This window comes from Streptomyces sp. NPDC059255, from assembly GCF_042752355.1.
Taxonomy (GTDB): domain Bacteria; phylum Actinomycetota; class Actinomycetes; order Streptomycetales; family Streptomycetaceae; genus Streptomyces.
In genome coordinates this window covers 567,412-588,119 of sequence record NZ_JBHYZP010000001.1, presented here as the reverse complement: position 1 = coordinate 588,119, position 20,708 = coordinate 567,412, and the positions used below count along the sequence as shown (strand labels likewise).

At 69.9% G+C, this 20,708-nt stretch carries 19 protein-coding genes and 3 pseudogenes; 8 read left to right on the top strand and 14 right to left on the bottom strand.

Annotated elements, in window-relative coordinates; genetic code table 11:
* The first annotated feature begins 305 nt into the window (after positions 1-305).
* Together ACFXKG_RS02545 and ACFXKG_RS02540 are read left to right on the top strand one after the other, a co-directional pair.
* On the top strand, positions 306-1,847 hold the full coding sequence (locus tag ACFXKG_RS02545) for a nucleoside hydrolase-like domain-containing protein (protein ID WP_384831022.1): 1,542 nt from the start codon (positions 306-308) through the stop codon (positions 1,845-1,847).
* Positions 1,848-1,959: 112 nt separating this feature from the next.
* Positions 1,960-2,844, top strand: coding sequence for an SDR family NAD(P)-dependent oxidoreductase (locus ACFXKG_RS02540; protein WP_384831019.1), 885 nt, complete (start codon positions 1,960-1,962; stop codon positions 2,842-2,844).
* 94 nt (positions 2,845-2,938) lie between these two features.
* Here the strand turns inward: ACFXKG_RS02540 and ACFXKG_RS02535 are convergent, their stop codons facing one another.
* The 5 genes from ACFXKG_RS02535 to ACFXKG_RS02515 all read right to left on the bottom strand — a co-directional run bounded on the left by ACFXKG_RS02535 (position 2,939) and on the right by ACFXKG_RS02515 (position 8,054).
* Complete coding sequence (locus tag ACFXKG_RS02535) at positions 2,939-3,586, bottom strand: HD domain-containing protein (RefSeq protein ID WP_384831016.1); 648 nt, start codon at positions 3,584-3,586, stop codon at positions 2,939-2,941.
* 84 nt (positions 3,587-3,670) lie between these two features.
* Positions 3,671-4,657 (bottom strand): threonine/serine dehydratase, encoded by a 987-nt coding sequence (locus ACFXKG_RS02530; protein ID WP_384831013.1) that lies wholly within the window; start codon positions 4,655-4,657, stop codon positions 3,671-3,673.
* Between the two features lie 79 nt (positions 4,658-4,736).
* Entirely contained in the window at positions 4,737-6,167 is a 1,431-nt protein-coding gene (locus ACFXKG_RS02525) for a DHA2 family efflux MFS transporter permease subunit (protein WP_384831010.1), read from the bottom strand.
* 75 nt (positions 6,168-6,242) lie between these two features.
* Complete coding sequence (locus ACFXKG_RS02520) at positions 6,243-6,893, bottom strand: DJ-1/PfpI family protein (protein ID WP_384831007.1); 651 nt, start codon at positions 6,891-6,893, stop codon at positions 6,243-6,245.
* Positions 6,894-6,986: 93 nt separating this feature from the next.
* Positions 6,987-8,054 (bottom strand): alpha/beta hydrolase, encoded by a 1,068-nt coding sequence (locus ACFXKG_RS02515; protein ID WP_384831004.1) that lies wholly within the window; start codon positions 8,052-8,054, stop codon positions 6,987-6,989.
* A 154-nt stretch (positions 8,055-8,208) separates the two neighbouring features.
* Between ACFXKG_RS02515 and ACFXKG_RS02510 the strand changes: the two genes are divergently transcribed.
* Complete coding sequence (locus tag ACFXKG_RS02510; protein ID WP_384831001.1) at positions 8,209-9,159, top strand: alpha/beta hydrolase; 951 nt, start codon at positions 8,209-8,211, stop codon at positions 9,157-9,159.
* A 581-nt stretch (positions 9,160-9,740) separates the two neighbouring features.
* Here ACFXKG_RS02510 and ACFXKG_RS02505 read toward each other — a convergent pair.
* From ACFXKG_RS02505 to ACFXKG_RS02485, 5 genes and pseudogenes are all read right to left on the bottom strand, one after another.
* Positions 9,741-9,854, bottom strand: a pseudogene (locus ACFXKG_RS02505) (TRIC cation channel family protein); the annotation flags it as partial.
* Between the two features lie 154 nt (positions 9,855-10,008).
* A complete protein-coding gene (locus ACFXKG_RS02500) occupies positions 10,009-10,887 on the bottom strand; it encodes an SDR family NAD(P)-dependent oxidoreductase (protein ID WP_384830998.1) in 879 nt (292 codons plus the stop codon).
* Between the two features lie 7 nt (positions 10,888-10,894).
* The gene (locus ACFXKG_RS02495) at positions 10,895-11,551 is read right to left on the bottom strand and encodes an NAD(P)-dependent oxidoreductase (protein WP_384830996.1); all 657 of its coding nucleotides are present in this window, start codon (positions 11,549-11,551) and stop codon (positions 10,895-10,897) included.
* 130 nt (positions 11,552-11,681) lie between these two features.
* The gene (locus tag ACFXKG_RS02490) at positions 11,682-12,596 is read right to left on the bottom strand and encodes a hypothetical protein (protein ID WP_384830993.1); all 915 of its coding nucleotides are present in this window, start codon (positions 12,594-12,596) and stop codon (positions 11,682-11,684) included.
* A gap of 149 nt (positions 12,597-12,745) precedes the next feature.
* Positions 12,746-13,102 (bottom strand): beta/gamma crystallin domain-containing protein, encoded by a 357-nt coding sequence (locus ACFXKG_RS02485; protein ID WP_384830990.1) that lies wholly within the window; start codon positions 13,100-13,102, stop codon positions 12,746-12,748.
* Between the two features lie 306 nt (positions 13,103-13,408).
* On the opposite strand from ACFXKG_RS02485, the gene ACFXKG_RS02480 reads away from it, so the two are divergent.
* Entirely contained in the window at positions 13,409-13,849 is a 441-nt protein-coding gene (locus ACFXKG_RS02480; protein ID WP_384830987.1) for a MarR family winged helix-turn-helix transcriptional regulator, read from the top strand.
* 84 nt (positions 13,850-13,933) lie between these two features.
* Here the strand turns inward: ACFXKG_RS02480 and ACFXKG_RS02475 are convergent, their stop codons facing one another.
* Positions 13,934-14,236, bottom strand: a complete 303-nt coding sequence (locus tag ACFXKG_RS02475) for an ABC transporter permease (protein ID WP_384830985.1) — start codon at positions 14,234-14,236, stop codon at positions 13,934-13,936.
* A gap of 92 nt (positions 14,237-14,328) precedes the next feature.
* Positions 14,329-14,763: pseudogene (locus tag ACFXKG_RS02470) on the bottom strand (ABC transporter permease); the annotation flags it as partial.
* Position 14,764: 1 nt separating this feature from the next.
* Here ACFXKG_RS02470 and ACFXKG_RS02465 point away from each other — a divergent pair.
* Positions 14,765-14,968, top strand: a pseudogene (locus tag ACFXKG_RS02465) (ATP-binding protein); the annotation flags it as partial.
* Positions 14,969-15,007: 39 nt separating this feature from the next.
* Here ACFXKG_RS02465 and ACFXKG_RS02460 read toward each other — a convergent pair.
* Both ACFXKG_RS02460 and ACFXKG_RS02455 read right to left on the bottom strand, forming a co-directional pair.
* Entirely contained in the window at positions 15,008-15,517 is a 510-nt protein-coding gene (locus tag ACFXKG_RS02460; protein ID WP_384830982.1) for an excalibur calcium-binding domain-containing protein, read from the bottom strand.
* Between the two features lie 214 nt (positions 15,518-15,731).
* Complete coding sequence (locus ACFXKG_RS02455) at positions 15,732-17,603, bottom strand: potassium transporter TrkA (RefSeq protein ID WP_384830980.1); 1,872 nt, start codon at positions 17,601-17,603, stop codon at positions 15,732-15,734.
* A gap of 259 nt (positions 17,604-17,862) precedes the next feature.
* On the opposite strand from ACFXKG_RS02455, the gene ACFXKG_RS02450 reads away from it, so the two are divergent.
* The 3 genes from ACFXKG_RS02450 to ACFXKG_RS02440 all read left to right on the top strand — a co-directional run bounded on the left by ACFXKG_RS02450 (position 17,863) and on the right by ACFXKG_RS02440 (position 20,701).
* Complete coding sequence (locus ACFXKG_RS02450) at positions 17,863-19,524, top strand: hypothetical protein (protein WP_384830978.1); 1,662 nt, start codon at positions 17,863-17,865, stop codon at positions 19,522-19,524.
* Positions 19,525-19,649: 125 nt separating this feature from the next.
* Complete coding sequence (locus ACFXKG_RS02445; RefSeq protein WP_384830975.1) at positions 19,650-20,297, top strand: C39 family peptidase; 648 nt, start codon at positions 19,650-19,652, stop codon at positions 20,295-20,297.
* A gap of 230 nt (positions 20,298-20,527) precedes the next feature.
* Positions 20,528-20,701 carry a hypothetical protein gene (locus ACFXKG_RS02440; RefSeq protein WP_384830972.1) on the top strand — a complete coding sequence of 58 codons (174 nt, stop codon included), beginning with the start codon at positions 20,528-20,530 and terminating at the stop codon, positions 20,699-20,701.
* The last annotated feature ends 7 nt before the right edge of the window (positions 20,702-20,708 follow it).

Below are 20,708 nucleotides of genomic sequence, written 5' to 3'. Positions count from 1 at the left end.
AGAATCTCACTGCTTACCGAATCGAACACGAATAGGCATTCACTTCCGGACGTTCATCGGCCCCGCCGCGCCTTGCTCGCGTACGTACGCCGGCCGAGGCAACCCGAGTCCGGTCCGCGTGCCGGACCCCCGTGGCCACGATGCGGGGCGGGCCGGCCCAACAGGCTGCCACGGCACGTCCTGTGCGGGCCGCCTGCCGCACGGTCGGCGGCGTCCACATCGCGAGCAGGGCCGCCACGCCACGCCACCGGAGCACACCAGCTGCGGCCGCACCCCGGAACTCTCCGACAACTCAGAGGAGACACATGCACACGCACGGTCCGATCCCGCGCCGACGCCGGCCGTTCACCATCACCGCCCTGCTCGCCGTCACCGCGTCCTTCCTGCCCGCAACGGCCTACGCGACGCCTGCGGCGTCCCCGCTCGACCGTCCCGCGGCGTCGGCGGAGCAGCGCCCTCACGACAAGCCGCGTGTCATCGTGACCCAGGACGGCGAAGTCGATGACATGGACTCCTTCATCCGGTTCCTCTACTACGCCAACGAGTTCGACATCGCGGGCATCGTGTACACCAGCTCACGGTTCCACTGGGCGGGCAACGGGGACACGGTCGCGCCGTACCGGTGGACCGGAACCCGTTGGGTCGACCAGTACATCGACGAGTACGCGAAGATCTACCCCAACCTGCGCAAGCACGCGGACGGCTATCCCACACCGGAGCGCCTGCGCTCGTTGTACAAGATCGGCAACATCGAGAACGTCGGCGACATGGCCGAACCCTCCGACGGCTCCGAGCTGATCAGGAAGGCGATCCTCGACGACCGGCCCGGACCGCTCTACGTACAGGCGTGGGGCGGCCTCAACACCGCCGCCCGAGCACTGAAATCCATTCAGGACGAGTACGAGGGCACGCGGAAGTGGGCCGCCGTCCAGCGGAAGATCGAGAAGAAGCTGGTCCTCTACAACATCCTCGAACAGGACTCGACCCTGCGGGACTACATCAAACCCAACTGGCCGAACGTGAAGATCATCGACAACCAGTCCCAGTTCTGGAGCTTCGCCTACGCCTGGCAGCGCACGGTGCCCGGTCCGCTCCAGCACTCGCTCCAAGGCCCCTACATGGAGCGCAACTTCCTCGACGGACACGGTGGCCTGCTGAAGCAGTACCGGACCTATCGGGACGGCAACCCGACACCCGGGGACGACGAGAACAACCGATGGCGTCCGGAGCCCAGCCAGGAGAATCAGAACCTCGGCTACGGGGTCCACGACTTCATCTCCGAAGGCGACTCCCCCGCGTTCCTGCACATGCTGGACTTCAACGGACTGCGCTCCTCCGAGGACCCCACGTACGGCGGATGGGGCGGCCGGTTCGCCCCCAACGCCTCGGGGTGGATCGACACCACCGACGCCAACCCCTACACGGGAAACGCGGCCGACCGCAGCTACCCCCAGACCCGCTGGGTCGAGGACATCCAGAACGACTTCGCGGCCCGCGCCGACTGGGGGAAGGCCGATTCCTACCGGAAGGCCAATCACAACCCCACAGCCTCCGTCCGCCAGGGCACCGACCTCACCGCCCGGCCGGGCTCCAGGATCACACTGAACGGCAGTGCCACCGACCCCGACGGGGACCGTGTGTCCTTCAAGTGGTGGCGGTACACCGACGCCGGCACCTATCCCGGCGACGTCGACCTGGGCGCCGCGAACGGGCCGAAGCTGTCCTTCGTCGTGCCGTCCGACGCGACACCGGGCTCCACGCTCCACATCATCCTGGAAGTGAAGGACAGCGGCACGCCCGCGCTCAAGCATTACCAGCGCGTCGTCGTCACGGTCGCGGGCAGGTAAGCCCCCTCCTCCAAAGTTGAAGTTTGACTGCAACTAAGTTTCATGCAGACTGTAACTCGTGAGGAGGTGACCACGTCGGCGGGCGCCCACACACCCAGGGGAAAGAGGACAGATGAATCGGCGCGCGCTCGTCACGGCGGGAACTGGCGGAATCGGTCTGGAGACCGCGGTGGGCCTCGCCGCGGCCGGGTACGAGGTGACCGTGGTCGGCCGCGACGCGGGGCGGGGCGGCAGCGCCGTCGAGCGTATCAACGCCGCCGGCACCGGTACGGAGGCCCGGTTCGTCACCTCCGATCTCACCTCCCTGGCGGAGGTGCGGAGTCTCGCCGGGCGTGTGGCGGCGGACGGCGCCCTGAGCGTACTGGTCAACAATGTCGGAGCGATGTTCGACGACCGGCGCCTGACGCCCGACGGCATCGAGGCGAGCTTCGCCCTCAACCATCTCAGCCCCTACCTGCTGACGGAGTTGCTGCTCCCCGCCCTGCGCGCCGGCGCTCCCAGCCGCGTCGTGAACGTCACCTCCGGCTCCGTCCGCATCCCCACCGGCCGCATCGACACCGCCGAGCGGAAAGGCGCGTATTACGGCCTCCACGCGTACGGCCGCGCGAAGCTCGCCAACCTCTCCTACACCCTGGACCTGGCGCGGCGTCTGAAGGGGGACGGCGTCGGTGTGTTCGCCGCCGATCCCGGCGGCGCGGTCACCACCATGACCACCGGGACCATGTCCTCGTCCCATGTCGTCGCCCCCTGGCTGCGACCCTTCTGGCCGCTGGTCCGCGCGGCCTTCCGGCGCACCACGTCCGGGACGCCGGCGCAGGCCGCCCGCTCGTCGGTCACCGCGGCGACCGACCCCGCCCTCGCCGGCCGGCCGGGGCTGGTCGTCGGCCCTGACGGGCTGCCGCTCTCACCACCGCGCCGGGCGGCCGACCCCCGCCTGGCCGAGGCGGTCCGCACACTCAGCCGCCGTCTCGCGCCGTTGACGGGCGAAGGCTGCTGAAGGGCTCCACGCCCACCGGCATCCGCCTCGGCGTGAGACACCCCCGGCCCGAAGACCTTCGAGCCGGGGGTTTGCTCTGCCGGTCACACCATCCTCAGGCCGCGCCCCACCGGGACACGAAACTCATGTCGAACCCGTGAACGGAACGGTAGAAGTAGTCCCCGGCCGACAGATGCGGCGCCTTGACGGCGCGGTTGCGCTCCGCCTGCTCGATGATCAACTGGCCGATGGCCGTGTTGATGTCCAGCCGGGGGAACGCTTCATTGATCACAGCGGCCTCCTCGTCGGAGATGAAGTCGGACTCGTATCCGAAGTCGACCCCGGTGCCGAGGCGGACGAGGTCGCAGACGGTACCGCGGCGTTGGGCGATGCCAGGGCTGGTGTGCAGGGCGATCGCGTCCCAGACGGCCTCCCTCACCTCGGACGCGACCCCATGGCGGGCGAGGAGTTCCGCGGCCATGTCGGCGCCGGCGACCTCGAAACGGTCCGGCCGGGCCTCGCCCGGGTCCGACAGGCCGAGGTCGTGCAGCACCGCCGCGAAGAACAGCGCGTCGTCGTCGTAGTCGACGTCCCGGCGCAGTTGGCGGAATTCGGCGACCTTGAGAGCGAAGAAATAGCTGCGGAGGCTGTGATGCGCTATCGAGGGGGCCTCGATCTCAAGGACATGCTCGACAACGGCTTGGCGGAGCGGCGAGGAGGCGAGATCCGGAAGGGACAGCCCTGAGGCGTTACTGATCGTCATACAGCAACAGTGGCTGCCCCTGGCCCAGTTCGACTACGGGCAGGACTGCCAATCAGCAACTGATTCCTGACATGGCAGGTGATTTCATCTCATCGCCGAGGAAGCCGCGTGGTCCGTGCGCGCCGGGTCCGGGGCGAGCTCTCGCAGGAGACCGGGGGAGAAATTACCGCCGGTGAGGATCGTGGCCACGGAAGCGACACCGAGGTCGTGGCGGAGTGCGGCGGCGATGCCGACCGCGCCCGAGGGTTCCAGGATCAGGCCCAGGGTGTCCCGTACCAACCGCAGCGCCCGCCGGATGTCCTCCTCGCCGACGAGGAGGACGTCGTCGACGACCTCACGCATCCAGGCCACCGCCGCGGGCACCGGCACCCGTACGGCGATGCCGTCCGCGATGGTGCCCACCGGACCGGTGGCCTCGGGCACGCCGGTGCGCCAGCTCGTCGCCATGGCGGGGGCGCCCTCCGCGCACACCCCGATGATCCGGGTGCGGGGTGAGCGGGCCTTCGTCCAGCAGCCGATGCCGCTGATGAGCGCGCCGTTGCCGACCGGGACGACGATGGCGTCCAGATCGAGCGGGGCCAGCTCCACAGCGATGGTGCCGGCTCCCTCCGCGATGAGCGGCTCGTCGCCGTCCTCCACGAAGACGGACTCCGGGCGGCTGCCGGCGTACGCCCGGGCCGCGTCCTTGGCCGCGTCGAAGTCGGCGCCCGACAGAAGGACTTCGGCGCCCAGTTCCCGCATCCGCGCCACCTTGGTGGGGTTGGCGTCATGGGCGGCGAACACCGTCACCGGGATACCGCGGGACCGTCCGACATACGCCATGGCCTGGCCGAAGTTGCCGGCCGAGGCGCAGACGACATGCCGCGGGACCGCCGCTTGCCGCAGGAAGAGGTCCGCTCCGCGGCCCTTGAAGGAGCGGAGCGGGTTCAGTGTCTCCACCTTGACCACGGTGTCCCGGCCGAGTGCGCGGGAGAGCGAGGGGTCCGGGAATTGGGGAGTGTGGAGGAAGGCGGGGTCGATCAGACGGGCGGCCTCATCGATGCCGTCAGGAGACAAACGCGTTACGGTCATGACTCACCCTAAGGCGCACCCGGCGTGCCGGAGGCATGGTTCCGCAAGGGGCGCCCATGACCGTTCGCACGGCCCCTCCTCAGGGGTCCGTGGTCTCCGTCCCGTGCGCCCTGCGTGTGCGGGTGAGGGGCGCCAGCCCCGCCAGGACCAGTCCGACACCGGCGGTACAGACGAAGGCGACGCGCAGCCCGGTCGAGTCCGGAGCGGCACCGGCCGAGGCGAGGGTGGCGATCGTGACCGACGCGGCGGTGCCGAAACCGGCCGAGACTTGTTGCAGGGTGTTGAGAATGGCGCTGCCATGGCCGTAGAGGTGCTCCGGCAGCGCCGACAGCGCCTCGGTGATCAGCGGTGTCATGAGGAGGGCGACCCCGGTCATGAACAGTACGTGGACGCCGACGACCGTGGCCGTACGGGTGCCGTGGCCGAAGGTCGCGAACACGGCCAGGGCTGTGGCGATCGCGATCGCCCCGGGAACCACGACGAAGCGGGCGCCGACGCGGTCGTAGAGCGCTCCGACGGGACGGCCGAGGACACCGAGCATCACCCCGCCGGGCAGCAGTGTCATCCCTGCGGCGAAGCCGGTGCGGCCCAGCACTGTCTGGAGGTGGAGCGGGAGCAGTACGGAACCGGCCACGATGAGTGTCAGGAACATCAGCACCGCCAGCACCAGAGGTACCGAGAACCGGCGGAGCGCCAACGGGCGGAGGTCGAGCAGGGCACGATCGGTGCGTTGCAGGCTCCGTTGCCGCACCACGAAGAGCAGCAGTGCGCCGGCCCCGGCCGCCACCGGCCCCCATACGCCGAACGGCAGGGCGGTGCGCCGTTCTCCCAGGGCGGACAGACCGTAGAGGATCCCACCGAACCCGATCACGGACAGGGCGAGGCTGGGCAGATCCAGCGATACGACGCGCAGCGGGGAGGGCGCCCGCACGACGACGATTCCCACCGCGAGGACGGCCAGCGCGAGAGGAAGTGTGATCCAGAAGATCCAGCGCCAGCCGAGAGTGTCGATCACCGCACCGCCGAGCGCGGGTCCCACGGCGGGTGCGACGGCGACGACGACCGACGTGGCGCCCATGGCCGCGCCGCGGCGGTGCGCGGGCACGTACCGCATCACCGATGTCATCAAGAGGGGCACCATCGTCGCGGTTCCCCCCGCCTGCACGATCCGTGCGGTCAGGAGCAGACCGAATCCCGGGGCGAGCGCGCCGATCAGCGCTCCCACGATGAAGACCGTCAACGAGCCGATGAAGATACGCCGTACCGAGAACCGGTCGAGCAGGTATCCGGTGACCGGCAGGACGATCGCCATCGCCACGAGATACCCGCTGATGACCCACTGCGCGGTGGCCGTGGTCAGGCTCAGGTCCCGGGTGAGGGCCGGCAGCGCCACGCTGAAAACGGTCTCGTTGAGGAACATCACGAACGCCGCCACCACGAGCACACCGATGAGCGGTCCGGTGCGGTCCTCGTGTGCGGACGGTGCCGTCGCCGCCCGTGTGCCGCTCACCACCGCGCCACCCGTCCGCACACGCCGTTCATGGCAGGGCTCCACCGGAGTACCGATGAGAAGGGGGAATCGCCGTCATGCCATCGCAACCGGGGCGCCCGTGGCGCTCCACACCGTGCCGCGCCGTTCGTGCCGGATGAGTTCCGAGACGGCGTGGGCGACGCGGGGCCCCACCTCGCGTTCGACCAGGTACAGGGCGAGGTCGAGGCCGGAGGTGACGTTGCCGGAGCTGAGCAGGTTGCCGTCGTCGACCATGCGGGCCTCCACCGGGATCGCCTTCGTTCCGGCGAGGTCCTGGCCCCGCTCGTGGGTGACCAGCGGCCGGCCGTCCGCCAGTCCGGCGTGGGCGAGGAGCATGGAACCCCCGCAGACGGTGGCGACGGTCATGTCCGGGCGGGCCAGAGCCTCGCGCAGCAGGTCCGGCAGATCCGTGGACCCCGCCTGCCGGAGAATCCAGCCGATGGAGCCGACGACCCCGGGATCCAGCGAGAGGCTTCCCGCGGCGCCGGGGACGACGATCACGCTCTTCCTGTTCACGTCCACGACGGAGGTCGCGGTGAGCTTGATCGACGGGAATCCACTGGGTACTTCGCGCGCGCCTTCGGCACTGACGAACTCGGTGGACACCCCTCCGCCGGAGAACTCGCCCGCGGAGTGGAAGACTTCGAAGGGTCCCAGCACATCGAGGGGGTCGAAGCCGTCGTAGAGCGCGATCTGTACGTGCATGGCACATGTCCTTGTCCGGTCGGGAAGCGCGGTCGGTGAGACAGCGTCGGAAAGGGAAGAGGAAAAGGAAGGGGAAGGGGAAGGGGAAACCGGTCAGCCCAGCATCCGGCGTAGCGCGTGCGCGCTCGCGGTGACGGCCTGGTCGAACCGGGGGCCGAGATGGACGAACGGCAGGAAGCCGTGCGGCAGGTCCGCTTCGCGGACGGCGGTGACCGGGACACCCGCGGAGCGAAGCTTGTCGGCGTAGGACTCGCCTTCGTCACGCAGCGGATCGAATCCCGCCGTGACGAGGTGGGTCGGCGGTGTGTCCGGGGCGACCTCGCCGTGGAGGACCGACACCTGCGGATCCGTACGGTCCGCCCCAGGGGGAAGGTAGTGGTCCTGGAACCAGACGATGTCGTCGTCGGTGAGCAGGAACCCCTTGCCGTACGTGTCCCGGGACGGGTGACGAGTGGCCAGGTCCGTGGCGGGGTACAGCAACCACTGCCCCGCCGGGACGGGGCCGTGCTCGCGCCCGGCGGCGCGGCGGGCGGTCACCGCGGCGAGCGTGGCCCCCGCGCTGTCCCCGCCGACGACGATCCTGTTCGGGTCGATGCCGAATTCCGCGGCTCGCGCGACGGTGTCGTCGAACGCCGCCAGTGCGTCGTCCACCGCGGCGGGGAACGGGGCCTCGGGTGCGAGCCGGTAGTCCACCGACAGCACCCGGTGGCCCGTGTGTTCGGCGAGAAAGCGTCCCACGTGGTCATATCCGGCGCGGCTGCCGATCACCCAGCCTCCACCGTGGAAGAACACCAGCGCACCCGACGTTCCGGGGCAGGACGCGGGTTCGTACAAGGTTGCTTCCAGGCCGTGCTGACCGCCCTTCAGACCTATCTCGGACACGGTCACCGCCCGTGTCGGCCGCCGGCCGGCACGGAGCATCGGGGCGTTGCGCTCCAGTGCCGCGCGGGACAGCTCCGGTGAGTCCTCGACCACCAGAGCCGACTCCTTGTCGCCGAGGGAGCGGATCAGCAACCGGGCATCGACGGCCAGTGTTTCACCGTCCACGACGATCTCCGGCCCCGCCATCGCCGACCGCACCCGGTCCGGCAGGCGGCCCAGCAGCCCGACCATCACCTCCTGTGCCCGCACCCCTATCGGCACGGGGACATCCCTGGCCATGCGGCCCCTCCCGGTGAGTTACAGCTTGACTGAAAGAATGTTTCAGGCAGACTGTAACTCAAGGGAGAGGGCCACGCCAACCGAGGGCGGCCCGCCCCTCCGGCCCGACCCTCCGGCGCGGCCCTTACCCGGTGACGCGAAGAAAGAGGAACTGATGACCGTGCCCATGGACGCCGAAATCGCCGCCGCGCTGGCGCCGACTCTCGCGGCGATGAAGGCCGTGCCCCCGCCGGCACCCGGTGACTGGAAAACCCGGCGGGAGGTGTTCGGCACGGCCATCGCCGCTCAGGCCGCACAGCTCACGGCCCCTCCCGGCGTCACGGTGACCCCCTGCTCGGCCCGGGCCGGCGACGGGGCCACGATCCCCTTGCGCCTGTACCGGCGGCAGGACGCCCAGGGGGCGGCACTGGCCGTCTACCTTCACGGCGGCGGGATGTTCCTCGGGGACCTCGACACCCACGACACCCAATGCCGCGTCTATACACGCCTCTCCGGCGTCGCGTTGCTCTCGGTCGGCTACCGCCTCGCCCCCGAGCATCCGCACCCCGTCCCCGTGGAGGACTGCTGCGCCGCTCTGCGCTGGGCCGCGGCGAACGCCGCCGGTCTCGGCATCGACCCCGCTCGCATCGCGGTCATGGGAGACAGCGCCGGGGGTGGTCTCGCGGCCGCCGTGGCTCTGCTCTCCCGGGACCGCCGGGGCCCCGCCCTGGCAGCCCAGATCCTGATCTACCCGATGCTCGACGACTGGACCACCGTCGCCCCGCCCGACCTCGCCTCCACGCTGACCTGGAGCGCGGAGGACAACCTCACCGGCTGGCGCTGCCTGCTGGGTGACGCGGCGGGTGGCCCCGACACCCCCGGCTACGCCGCCCCTGCCCGCGCCGGCAACCTGAGCGCGCTGCCACCCACTTACATCGAAACAGGCCAGCTCGACCTTTTCCGCGACGAGAACATCGCGTACGCACAACGGCTCAGCCGCGCGGGAGTACCGGTCGAGCTCATCCAGTACCCCGGCGTTCCCCATGCCTTCGACACCTTCGATCCCGCGGCAGCAGTCAGTCGGCGCGCGGTCGACCATCGCGTACGGGCACTCAAGGCCCTGTGAGCGCCGGCCTCGCACCCGTTCCATGACCGCAGACGAGCCGAGGGAATGAACCGAGCGTCAGTTGAGCGCACGCACCACCAGCCGGACAACTCCTTTTATGCCGCGCCACATCCACTCGAAGAGTCCTGCCGGCACAGCCAGGTCGGCGGCGGTGTCGACTGCGGTCTCCCGGCCCGACCCCGAACGGCACTGAGAGCAGGAACGGGGCCAACGGCGCTTTTGCGCACCGCACTTCTTGCACATAGTCATGACCTCATTCATACCTGCTGCCACATCCCGGCGGATCGCCTCGTACACAATGCGGGCGGGGCGCGGGGCGCGGGGGGGCTGAGCAGGGGGCAGGACACGGTCGCTGCGGTGGAGGAGCTCCCCTGCGAGCGAGGGCAGCGTGATCGTATCTGCTTCCATGGACGTTGACGGTGCGGTGCGTGCGGCCGGTTTCACCGTTGGCGACTGCTGCCGCATGCCTTCGAACGGATCGCGCCAGAAGCGGGCACGCGGGGTTCGCCAGTTGTAGCGCAGGGCCAGGAGATGGGCGAGCACACCGCCGCCGACGGAGCTGGCGCAGCGCGCAGGGCGCAGGGCGCGAAGAAATAGCCGAGATCGGTGAAGGCCACGGGGGTGACCCTGAGCACCAGGTCACGGAAGAGGCCGCCGCCGAGGCCCGCCGCCTCGCTGAGGATCACTGTCCCGAACTGGACAGTGCCGCTCAGTTGCTCTACGCGCATCGGACAGGGCCTCTCTGAAAGCTGGTGAGGGTGTGGGCCCTTGACGGCTGCGGAGCGTCTGACGACGCGGGGCTGACCCGCGGCCGCCGTGCGGGCGGCGGCTGCACGGGGTAGACGGGGCTCAGCCGTGGTGAGGGGGCCGAACCCGCGTCGATGAGGGTGCGGGTGCCCCGGGCTCCGCCGAGTCCGGGGCGGATGCGGTCGCGCGGTCGGCGGCTTCCCACAGGGCCGCGCCGAGCTCCTGGCTGTGCAGCTGGGCGGAACCCCCGGCGCGGCGGGTGTGGACGAAGTAGGCCCCGGCAAGGGCCTGTTGGCGGGTGGCGAGTTCGGCCAGCCGTTCGGCGCCTTGGCGAGGGGTGCCGATGAACGGGCGGGCGGCGGTCTTCAGGAGGCTGCCCGTGCGGCCCATGTACCGGCCGAAGTCCGAGGCCATGATGCCGGGGTGGAAGTCGCCGGCGTCCACGTCCGGGTTGCGGCGGTGGAACTCACGCAGCAGCACCCCGGCGGCGAGCTTGGCCCGGGCATAGGTGCGGTGCCCCGACACACGCGGCTCGCCCGCGAAGGTGGCGGCGAGGTTGTGCGGGGAGAGGACGGCGTTGCTGTGTGACGGGGAGGTGGTCAGCAGGACGCGGCCGGTGCCGAGTTGTCCGGCCAGCAGTGTCATCAGCAGCCATGGCGCCAGGGCGTTGGCCTGGAAGTTGGCGTCGATCCCGTCGTCGGTGAGGTGCGGGGGCATGACGCCTCCGGCGTTGAGGGCCAGTACGTCGATCTTCGGCGCGGCGTGGGCCAACCGCGCGGCCAGGGCGCGGGTCTGGGACAGGCTGGTGAAGTCGGCCGTGTAGGTGGGTGCGTGCAGTTCCTCGCCGATGGCCCTGGTACGTGTCTCGTCGCGGCCCACGAGGTGCAGGGCGGCGCCTCGGGCGCTGAACAGGCGGGCGGCCTCGGCACCCAGCCCCGAGCTCGCCCCCGTCAGCACCATGGTCTTGCCCGTGAGGTTCATGGGAGCGTCATCCTTTCGGCGCGCCGCTGACCGAGAGGCGGTGAGCGGTGGGGCCGGGAGATTCGACGGCGTTCAGCAGGCACTGAGCCAGGTCGGCGCGGCTGATCGCCAGGGGCGAGGGGGTTTTCACGTCGGGGTGGGCGGACCAGGCGGACGAGGCGGGCCGGTCGGTCAGCGAGCCGAAATAGGCGATGGTGAAGTCGAGCCCCGAGGCGGCGAGGATCGCCTCCGCGGTGTCGAAGTCCTGGTAGTCACGGCGGATGAGCAGCCGGGTCAGGGCCCTGAGCGGCCACGCGGTGTGCGGCCGTGAGGCGCCGCTCCCCCAGGCCAGCGGCATGGCGAAACGCCGTACCTGATGCAGATGCATGGCGGCCACCAGATTCGCGGTGGCCCGGGCCATCACCGCGGAGCCCGTACGTGCCTTGAGCCAGAGCGGGTTGCCCAGGGCGCCGACGATCGCGTCCTGCCCGTCGACAGCGCGGCGTACGGCTGCCAGGTCATCGCCCACCGCACCCTCCACGATGCGCAGCCCCGGCGTCCGTGCCTGCCCCGCGCCCTGTCGTACGAGTGCGGTCACCTGGTGTCCGCGCTCCAGGGAGTGGGTGACCACCTGCCTGCCCAGGCCGCCGTTGGCGCCGACCACGAGGAGCTTCATCTCCGTCATCTCACTTCATCTGGATCACCGGTCAACTGCAATGATCGTCCTGGGGTGTTGTCACTGGGGACGGCCCTGGCGCCGCCCTGGACCGGCTCCGCGGTGTGCTCGGCGAGGAGGGCCGCGTCGGAGGAACCGGTCAGGTCGCGGGGGACTCGGCCAGCAGGCGCGTGGCCTTGTCGGTCAAGTCCCGGACCTGCTTCTGATAGACAGTCAGGACCGGAACATTGGCGGCTATCAGCTGGCGCTGGTAGCCGGCGAGCGCGGCGAAGTGGATCCCGGCCAGCTCCGACGACCTGGTGCAGGACTCGGCGGCGGTTGCCGCGGCGATCTCGCCGGCGGTCGGCTTCACTGTCTTCCAGGGGCCGGCGGCGAGTTTCTCTGGGTCCTGGGCCGGGTGCCCCGCCGTGGTCATGCAGGCGCTCCAGCGTGTGCGCGCGGCGACAACCCGTCGGTCGGCAACCGCCAGCTGGAGTGACCGGCCGTACAGGGTTTGCGTCAGTTTCCAGCCGTCGGTGTTTGTCAGAGCCGGAAGTTGTTTCTTCGCCTCGGTCGAGCAGGCTCCGTAATCCTCGGCTGTCCGGCCGCTCACGCCCGTCCCGCCGGTCGGCATCCTCAGCCCCACATGGAAACCCCTTTCCTCGGCCGTCGCACGGCCGATATAACCCCAGGCGCCGACAGGGTTGGCCGCCTCTCTGTCCTCATCGGTTCTCGCTTCGATCCGGTTCATGTTCTGACCCGCGTAGCTGTGATGTCCTCGGTCCTTCATACAGCGGACGACCAGAGCCCTTTCTGTCCTGAACAGCAGGTCGTCGTCCTTGTCGGACGTGCCGTAGGCGGACAGCGGAAGCCGCGTCAGTCCGTCGCGCCCGGTGGCGGGCACCGGCGGGGACGGCTCGATGACCGGCGGGGTCGGTGTCATATCCGCCGGGCTGCCCACGGAGTTCGTGGAGCAGCCGGTGGCCGACAGACCGGCGGCCATCGTCACGGCGCAGGCCACTTTGGCGCCGCGCCTCGATCGGGGCGCGGCGGTCGTGACGCGGGCGGATGCCATGGTGGAAATACCTCATCGGGAAGCGCTGGACGGGTCTCGAATGTGAAGGCGGGGAAACACCGCGAGGCACTGCAGTGCTCCCCCACCTGGACAGCGGACGAACGCGATCAGGCTCGACTCCTCACCGTTTCCGGCCGAGGAGCAAGATTTCAGAAGATCTTGATGCTGCTGACCTTGTGAAACGGAGCCTGGCCCCAATCCGGGGCGATCGTGTTATATTTCGAAAAAGCAACGTTCTGCACCGGACTGCTCGTCGTCCGCGCCATGGAGAATTCCCCGCTATTGTTACCTGAATTCACCTGGCGTACGCCATAGATGGCCACGTCCGTGTAACCAGCATTCGCAAAGCAGAGCTGTCCGTCGTTGACGACCGAGAAGAAGTCGGTCCGTCCGGCGCAGTCCACCCTGTTGATCGCCTGCGCGGGAGCGGCGGTTCCGGCGAGGACCGTCACCGCCGCCAGGGCGGTGACGAGGCCGGAAAGGCGGGCGCGATGGGAAATTTTCATACTCACTCGCATTTCGAATAGTGGATCACATGGAAATCCGGAACGAATTCCATGACTTTTACCGGGGCAGGTTTCGCATCTCCGCACCCTCCGCGGGCCCGCGGAACAGGCGACAGCGAGCAGGTCGGCGGCAATCGTCGCCGCCGGGCCGGCGACGCGCCTCGCCCCTCGCGGTGCGGCCGTGCACTCGGTTTCAGCTGGCCTGAAACTCGGGACCCGGTCTTACGCCGTGCCCGTCGGAACTGGATATTGCCCGAGCCTCCAGTTAAAGTCAAGCTGAAACTTTCCGAGGGGGAATGAGGAATCGTGACCGCCCAGCCACCGCCCACCAGCACCGCCTTCCTGCTCGCCGCCCTGGGGCGACGAGCACGTCAGGACGTCGAACGGGCCCTCAAGCCGACCGGTTACACGCTGCGTCATCTCTCGGCCCTCGGCCACCTGTTGAGGGAGCCGGGCATGTCCTACAGCGAACTGGGCCGTAGGGCGGGCATCACCGCACAGAGCGCCCAGGCGACCGTCCGGCAACTGGAGGAGCGCGGTGCCGTCGAGCGCCGCACCGACCCCGGACGGGGCCGCACCGCGGAACTCCACGTCACGGCGACCGGCCAGGATCTCCTGCGGGCGGGGCGCGATGCCTACGCCGAAGTGGATGCCGCCCTGGAATCCGTGCTCGGGAAGCAACGGCGCCAGGACCTGACCGGGCTTCTCCTGTCGGCGTTGTCCGGAGGCTCCTCAGGAAAGGGCTGAGCCGCTCGGTGCGATACGTGTCGGCCCGCCTCCGGATGCGGTGGCAGCCGCACCCGGAAGGGGCAGTGAGCCCTCTCCCGCGGCTCACGTCGCCGCCAGGGCTTCGGTCGGGGCCAGGCCGGAAGCACGGACGGAGGGACAGAGGCCCGCCCCCATACCGACCACCAAGGCGCCGAGGCAGCCGCCCGCCACCGCCAGGAGCGGCACCACCGGAGGCCAGTCCTGGTAGGCGGCGTAGCCGACCGTGGTGAGGATGCCCAACAGGGTCCCGGCCAGCCCTCCCAGGCCGGAGAGGGCCACGGATTCGGTGAGGGACCGGACCCGGATCTGACCCCGGCTCGCGCCCAGCGCTCGACGCAGCCCGATCTCCCGGCGGCGTTCGAGCACCGAGATGAACATCGTGTTGGCCAGCCCGATCCCGCCGCCCGGACGTAGATCACCGTGGGGTTACCGCCGAACCGCAGCAGTTCCCGGGCGGCCGGCCAGCCCACGAGGACGGTCCGGTCGAAGTCGGCCGCCAGGGGAACCGGGTCGAGGACACCGATCACGGTGAACCAGCGCTGGCCGATGCAGATCTGCGGATCCGGTCCGCCCGGCGTGAGCCCCCCGATCCCGAGGCGGGCCGCCGCGCGGGAGCCGAGGACCGCGGTGGGGAAGCGCTCGTCGGCCTGGCCGAGGAACCGGCCGGAGGCCACGGCGCCGCTCACCGCGTCCAACAGGTCAGGTCTGGCCGCCAGTACGGTCGGGCCCGAGAAGTCGCTGGCCGCGATACGGTCGGACCGGCGGACGATGGCGTGGGTGTTGGCGACCGCGCTCACCTCGGTGACCGGGCCGATACGTCGCACCATGCCGATCGACTCCTCCGGCAGCAGCACAGGTGACTGCTGCTCGGGGACGGGTTCCACCCGCAGCATGGCGGAGAAGTCCCGCAGCAGAGACAGCGGGGGCAGCGGAGGCAGCGGCCTGGATCTCTCCATCGTCAGGCAGCTCGTCGAAGCCCATGGCGGAACGGTCTCCGCGACGAGTGTGCCCGGCACGGAGACGGTCTTCAGCCTGCGCCTGCCCGCCGCTCCACCGTCGGCCGGTCCGAAGTCGGCCGGTCCGAAGGCCTGCCCGTAAGTCGGCCGGCCTCAGTGCGTCGAGGGGCGGCCATGACGTCTACTCACAACCGACGCCGTCTCCGTCGCGGTCGAGGTGGCGCCCGTACCCGGGATCCCCGGCACGCACCGGCGCCGCACCGGCGGCTCGGGCGGCGGTGCAGTTCTTGTAGTACACGGACTCGTCGTTGCCACCGCCGGCGTCGACAGCAGGCTCGGCGGTGACCTCAACCGTCTTCGTCTCCGTCACGGTCGGCGCCGGCTTCGGCTTGGCCGTGACGGTCTCGGTGACCGCCGGCACAGGTGCGGCCGTCTCGGTCGTGGTCGCCGTGACAGTCTCCGTGGGTGCCGCGGGTGCCGCTTTGACGCTGGAGGCCTTCTCGGACTGGGCCGGGTCCTCGCCCGTACCGATACCGATGCCCGCGAAGAACAGGAGCCCGGCGGCCGGGAGGAGGACACGCTTCCGGGTCCACTTGGGGCGGTTGGGGGAACCCGGTGCGATGTACGGGTTGGTGCCTGATTGGGGTGACTGACCCCAAGGTGTCGGCTGCGAAGGCGGATTGTTCGGCATGAGTCCCCCTGAGGTGGTTCGTGAGCGATGACCGTAACGGGGGATGTAAGCATCAGGTGACAGATACGCGTGAGTGGTGACCGATTTGTAATCAGAGAGTGGAGGAAGCCGCAGGACTGACCGATGACGAGAAGGCACGAAGCAGCAGGCAGGAGCCGGCCCATCAGCTCGACGGAAGCAGGGACCGGCACTCCGGGCGGCGTGAAACCAACTCCTAGTCCTCCGCGAGCACCACGACCGTGTCGCCCCCGCGCAGGGTCAGCGGCGCGGTCTTCGAGGGGTTGAGACTCACCCCGTACAGCGGCGGTTCGTCGCTGCGCTCCGCGAGCCGGTAGCCGATGGCCGTCTCGCCGCGCTGCCGGGCCGCCTCGATCACGGTGGCGAAGTTCGCCTCGGCTCCCGGGAGGAGATAGCTCGGCGCCGGTTTGAGGTAGATCTCCGAACCCTCGGGGTCGAAGAGGTCGGCGAACACCGCGACCAGTTGGCGGTTCTCGCTGAGCTGGGTGAGCAGCAGGCTGATCACCTTCGTGCTGACGATGAAGTCGTCGGCCTTGGTGACCTGCGCGACCTCGCGGTTGGCGTCGTCGTTCATCTCCGTGACGATCGAGTACGGATCGCCGAGCCGGATCTCGATGTCCCGCAGATGGAGCAGGGTGACCAGGGTGCGGTCGTCGGCCCGGCCGGGATCGATCGTGTCGTCCGTGAGCACCACGATATGGCGATAGCTGTCCAGCTCCAGGGACTCCAGTGACGGCCGGCTGACCGGGTCGCAGTGTTTGAAGCCGACGGTCAGGTTCTCCAGTCGCCCGGTCAGATCCTCCCGCGGCTGCCGGGGGGCCGCGATGTCCACCGCGGAGCCGGGCTGCACCAGACGGTCGAGCAGTGAAACGATCTCCGCCGCCCGGGGGTTCCAGCCGATGATCAACGTCCGGTCGGGCAACGGCTCCGGAGCCTCGGCCGTGGTGATCGCCGAACGTACGATCGTGGGCGGGGCAGCCGCCCGCTCGATGAGCAGATCGTCCTCGGCGACCATCAACAGCCGGTCACCGCGCTCGACGACGGTGTCCATCGACGGGTTGACCTGTATCTTCCCGTCCTCCCGCTGCAGGCCGATGGGGATGCCGCGTTCGAAAGCCGTCAGTGACTCCCCGTAGGTGGCACCGGCCAGCGCCGGCTCGCTCCAGGGGTAGATCTCGTTGCCCATGAAGCTGAGCAGTTCGTTGAAGACGGTGGACAGCCCGGACTGCCGGTGGGCCTGCACGATCAGCCGTACGGCGATGTCGTCGACATCGATCACCAGCGCGGCGTCGCCCGCTGCCAGCCGGGCCGCCGCCAGGTTGGTGGAGTTCTGCACGGCGGCCACCACGGTGGGGCGCCGCCCGGGCCATCTACGGTTGTTGAGCAGCAACAGCACCTTGATGACGTCGATATCGCTGTCGTCGGTGAGCGGCGGCAGCACCATGATCGCCTTGGCGGTGTCCGGACTGACCAGCTCCAGGTCCTCGCGCTGCAGGGGGCTGCCGGAGCGGCAGATCACCCGGGTCTTCCCGGTGTCCGGGATGCGCCGCCGGATCTCGTCGTCCATGTCGACCTTGTCGCGGTCGGCGAGGATCACCACACAGGAGCGCCGCTCGCTCTGGTTGGCCTCCACCAACTCGGCGATCACCGTGAAGATCTGGTCCGACCAGCCGAGCACGATGGTGTGCCCGCGCTCGATCAGTTGGGACTTGCCCTTCCGCAGTTCCTGGATATGGGTCTCCAGGCCGGTCGTGATCACACCGATCAGCGCGCTGACGATGAAGATCCCCCCGATGGTCACCGTGAGCATGAGGATCAGGAACAGCGGCTGCCCGGTGTCCCCGCCCATCGTGCCCGGATCGAGGGTACGCAGCAGGCTCATCCAGACGACGCCCGCCCAACCGCCGTTCTCCTCCGTGTCCTTGTGGGCCAGCACCACCACCGCGCTGGAGACCAGGGTGATCAGTGCCAACGAGGCCAGCCCCAGCCAGCCGATCAACGCCGGGGTGCCACGGTCCATCGTTCCGTCGAACCAGTACCGCAGCCGCTCCCGCAGCGTCTTGCGCATGCCGTAATCCTCCGTCGTTCCATCCGCCGCCGTGCCCAACAGGGCGGTCCGGACGGCGTGTTACCCATAAGAGGGTGTCGCCCATCCCCTGACCACGCCAATCGCGGTGACAAAGTCGGGCAGAACGCGGCACGCGCCCACCCCCCGGACGGCGACGGGCGTGATCGGAACAGCCACGCCGCACAACCATTCGCCGCACCCATCTGTCACACCAGGCATCTGCGAGAAGGCTTCCACTGAACGGAAGGGTGTATGCCACATGTCATTCCCCGGACGGCACCGGCGCTTTGCCGCCCTGACCGCCATCGCGGTGGCCCTGCTCGGCGTCGGGCTCGGCGGCGCTCCCGCCCAGGCCGAACCGTCGGGCGGCAGCGCCGCGCAGTACGGTCCGGAACTGAACTTCACCGTATCCCGGGACAAGATCGGTGTGCCGCAACCACTGGTCTACCCGGGCGATCCGGCGCAGATCAGCTGGGGCCTGCCCGGCGATCCTGACGGTGGCACCGCCAAGGACGTGGTCGTCACCATCGACGTGTCCGGCATCTCCGCCTTCGCCGACGTCAGGGGCGTCAGCTGCCGCGAGAACCTGTGTTCCTGGCCGGTCAGGGACATCGAGGCGGACGGTTTCGCCGGCGGCCTCCTGGAAGTGCTGGCCAAGCCGGACGCTCCGCTCCGCACCACCGGGACCGCCCGGCTCACCGCGACGTCCTCCAACGCGACGATCGCCCCCCTCACCGTGCAGGTCACCGTCGGCACCATAGAACTGGTCGTCAACCGTCTGCCGCAGAAGGACGGTGCGGAGCCCGGGACTTCGCTGGCAGCCCCGATCACCGTCGCCAACATGGGCTCGCTCACGTCACCCGGCGTGGAACTGAAGCTGACCACCACCCAGGGCCTCGGCTTCGCACCGCGGTTCGCCAACTGCGCCTACGGTACGACCGACAACCCCCCCTACGGCCACGGGCGGACGCTGGAATCCGCCGTCTGCCGGATCGGCACACCGGTCGAACCGGGCAAGCGCTACCGGCTGTCGGCCCCCGTGGGCCTCGACGTCAAGGGGACGGCGCTCTTCGAGTTCCTGGACTACCGGGTGAAGCCGCCGGCCGACGCCGTACGTACCGCCGCGGACCCGCGCGACGGCGGCTCCCAGGGCTCCGGCCCGGGCGGCGAAGCACCCGTGCTCACGCTGGTGCCGGACGGCGAGGCGCCTGCGCCCGGTACCGTGACGGAACAGGGGATGTGGATGATCAACGCCGCCAACACCGCCGATCTCGCCGTCACCGGCGACTCCGCCGAGGCCGGTCCCGGCACCGAGGTGACGCTGACGGCGAAGCTGCGCAACGACGGACCCGCCACCTTCGACCTGCTCACCTCCGACGACCAGATCGGGCTGCTGGTCGACATTCCCAAGGGCACCACGGCGGTGAAGGTCCCCGAACGCTGCCGCCCCTGGAACGGCCTCGGAACGGACGACCCCCGCCCGGGCGCCCCCCAGTACATGTGCGCGTTCCGCTCGCCCTTCGCCGTGGGCCAGGCCGTGGACCTGCCGTTCACGCTGCGCGTCGCGGAGGACGCACCGGCCACCACCCGTGCCACGATGCGCACCATGTCGGTGAACGGCGTGGAGTTGGCGTTCGACACCCACCAGGCCAACAACAGCGCCCAGTTCACGGTGCGGGTGAAGAAGGGCGCGGGCAACGGCGGCACGCCCGGCCCGGACGGCGCCGACGGCGGAAACGGCAACCAGCCCAGCACCCAGACCATCAGCGCGCCCCGGACCTCCCCGGACACCTCAGGCATGCTGGCCGCCACCGGCAACAGCGGCGCGGCGGCCGTCGCCTGGGTGAGCGGCACGGCAATCGTCATGGGCACCGCGCTCCTGGCCGCCACCCGCGGACCCGGACGCCGCACCGCCGGCTGACCCTGCGGGAGACTCCGTGTGCGCCGATCAGCCGGTGCGCCCGGGGGCCTAGCCGGCGCAGCCGGGTGGTCCGCAGGGAGGGGAGTTCACCGAACCGGCCTGCGTTCCGTAGCAGACTAGGGGCCATGACCGGCTCTTCGACGACGCATCCCGTGCCCTACTACGCGCAGTGGGAATCCGCCGGCCTGGTGCCGGAGTTCATCTCCGGCACCAGGCCGGCCGCATCCGACCCGCTGTGGCGGAAATCCGGAGCGGCCACTGCCGCGGAGTACGGCTTCTGGGCTCCGCGTATCTGCGGGATGGCGTGTCTGCGTATGGCCCTGGACCACTGGGGCCACCGGGTGCCGCCCTCCGTTCCGCTCCTGCACGAAGCGCTCGAAGCCGGCGCGTACGTCCGCAGCGGCGAGACGGTGAAGGGACTGATCTACGATCCGTTCGCCGAGTACGTCACCCGCCGCTGGGGCCTGCACACCCGGGTCCGTCCCCGCGACCTGACGCACGACGAGATCCGTGACGAGATCGGCGGCGGCCGCCTGGTGATGCTGTCCGTTCACCGGACGATCCGAACCCTGGAGCCCGCACCGCCGCAGCGCGGCGGGCATCTGGTACTCGCGGTCGGCGCCGATCCGGCCGGGGTCGCCCTGCACAACCCGTCCGGATTCCCCGGACACTCCCAGCAGTTCGCGCGGGTGCCCTGGACCGACCTCGACAGGTTCTTCGCCGGCCGCGGCATCATCCTCGGCGACCGCGAACGCGGCGCCCGTTCCAGCTGAGCTCCCGGGGACCGTAGCGGGCGCGTGGTACGCCCCGCGACAATCAGGCGCCCCACCCCTCGTCTCGGCGTGGTCGGCCTCGTGGTGCCACCGTCCCTCCGCGGTCGGGCGGTGTGCGGGCTCAGGACGTGGAACGGGGCCACAGTTCGCAGCCCCTCTCCCCGAGCCGTGCGCCGTCCCGGGCGGTCCAGTGGCGGCGCAGGACGCGCACGCCGACACAGGTGTTGACCGTGGTGACCATCAGCTCCCGGGTGCGGCGCTCCAGCTTCGAGAGCTGGTCGGGCGAGGTCAGTCAGCCGCTCGCGGGTGACCTGGACCGCACCACCGACCTGCCCGACCGTACGGCGCTCACCGCAGGCACCCTGCACGCGCCGGCCCTGCGCGACGGCGGCGCCACGGAGTGAGGACCGG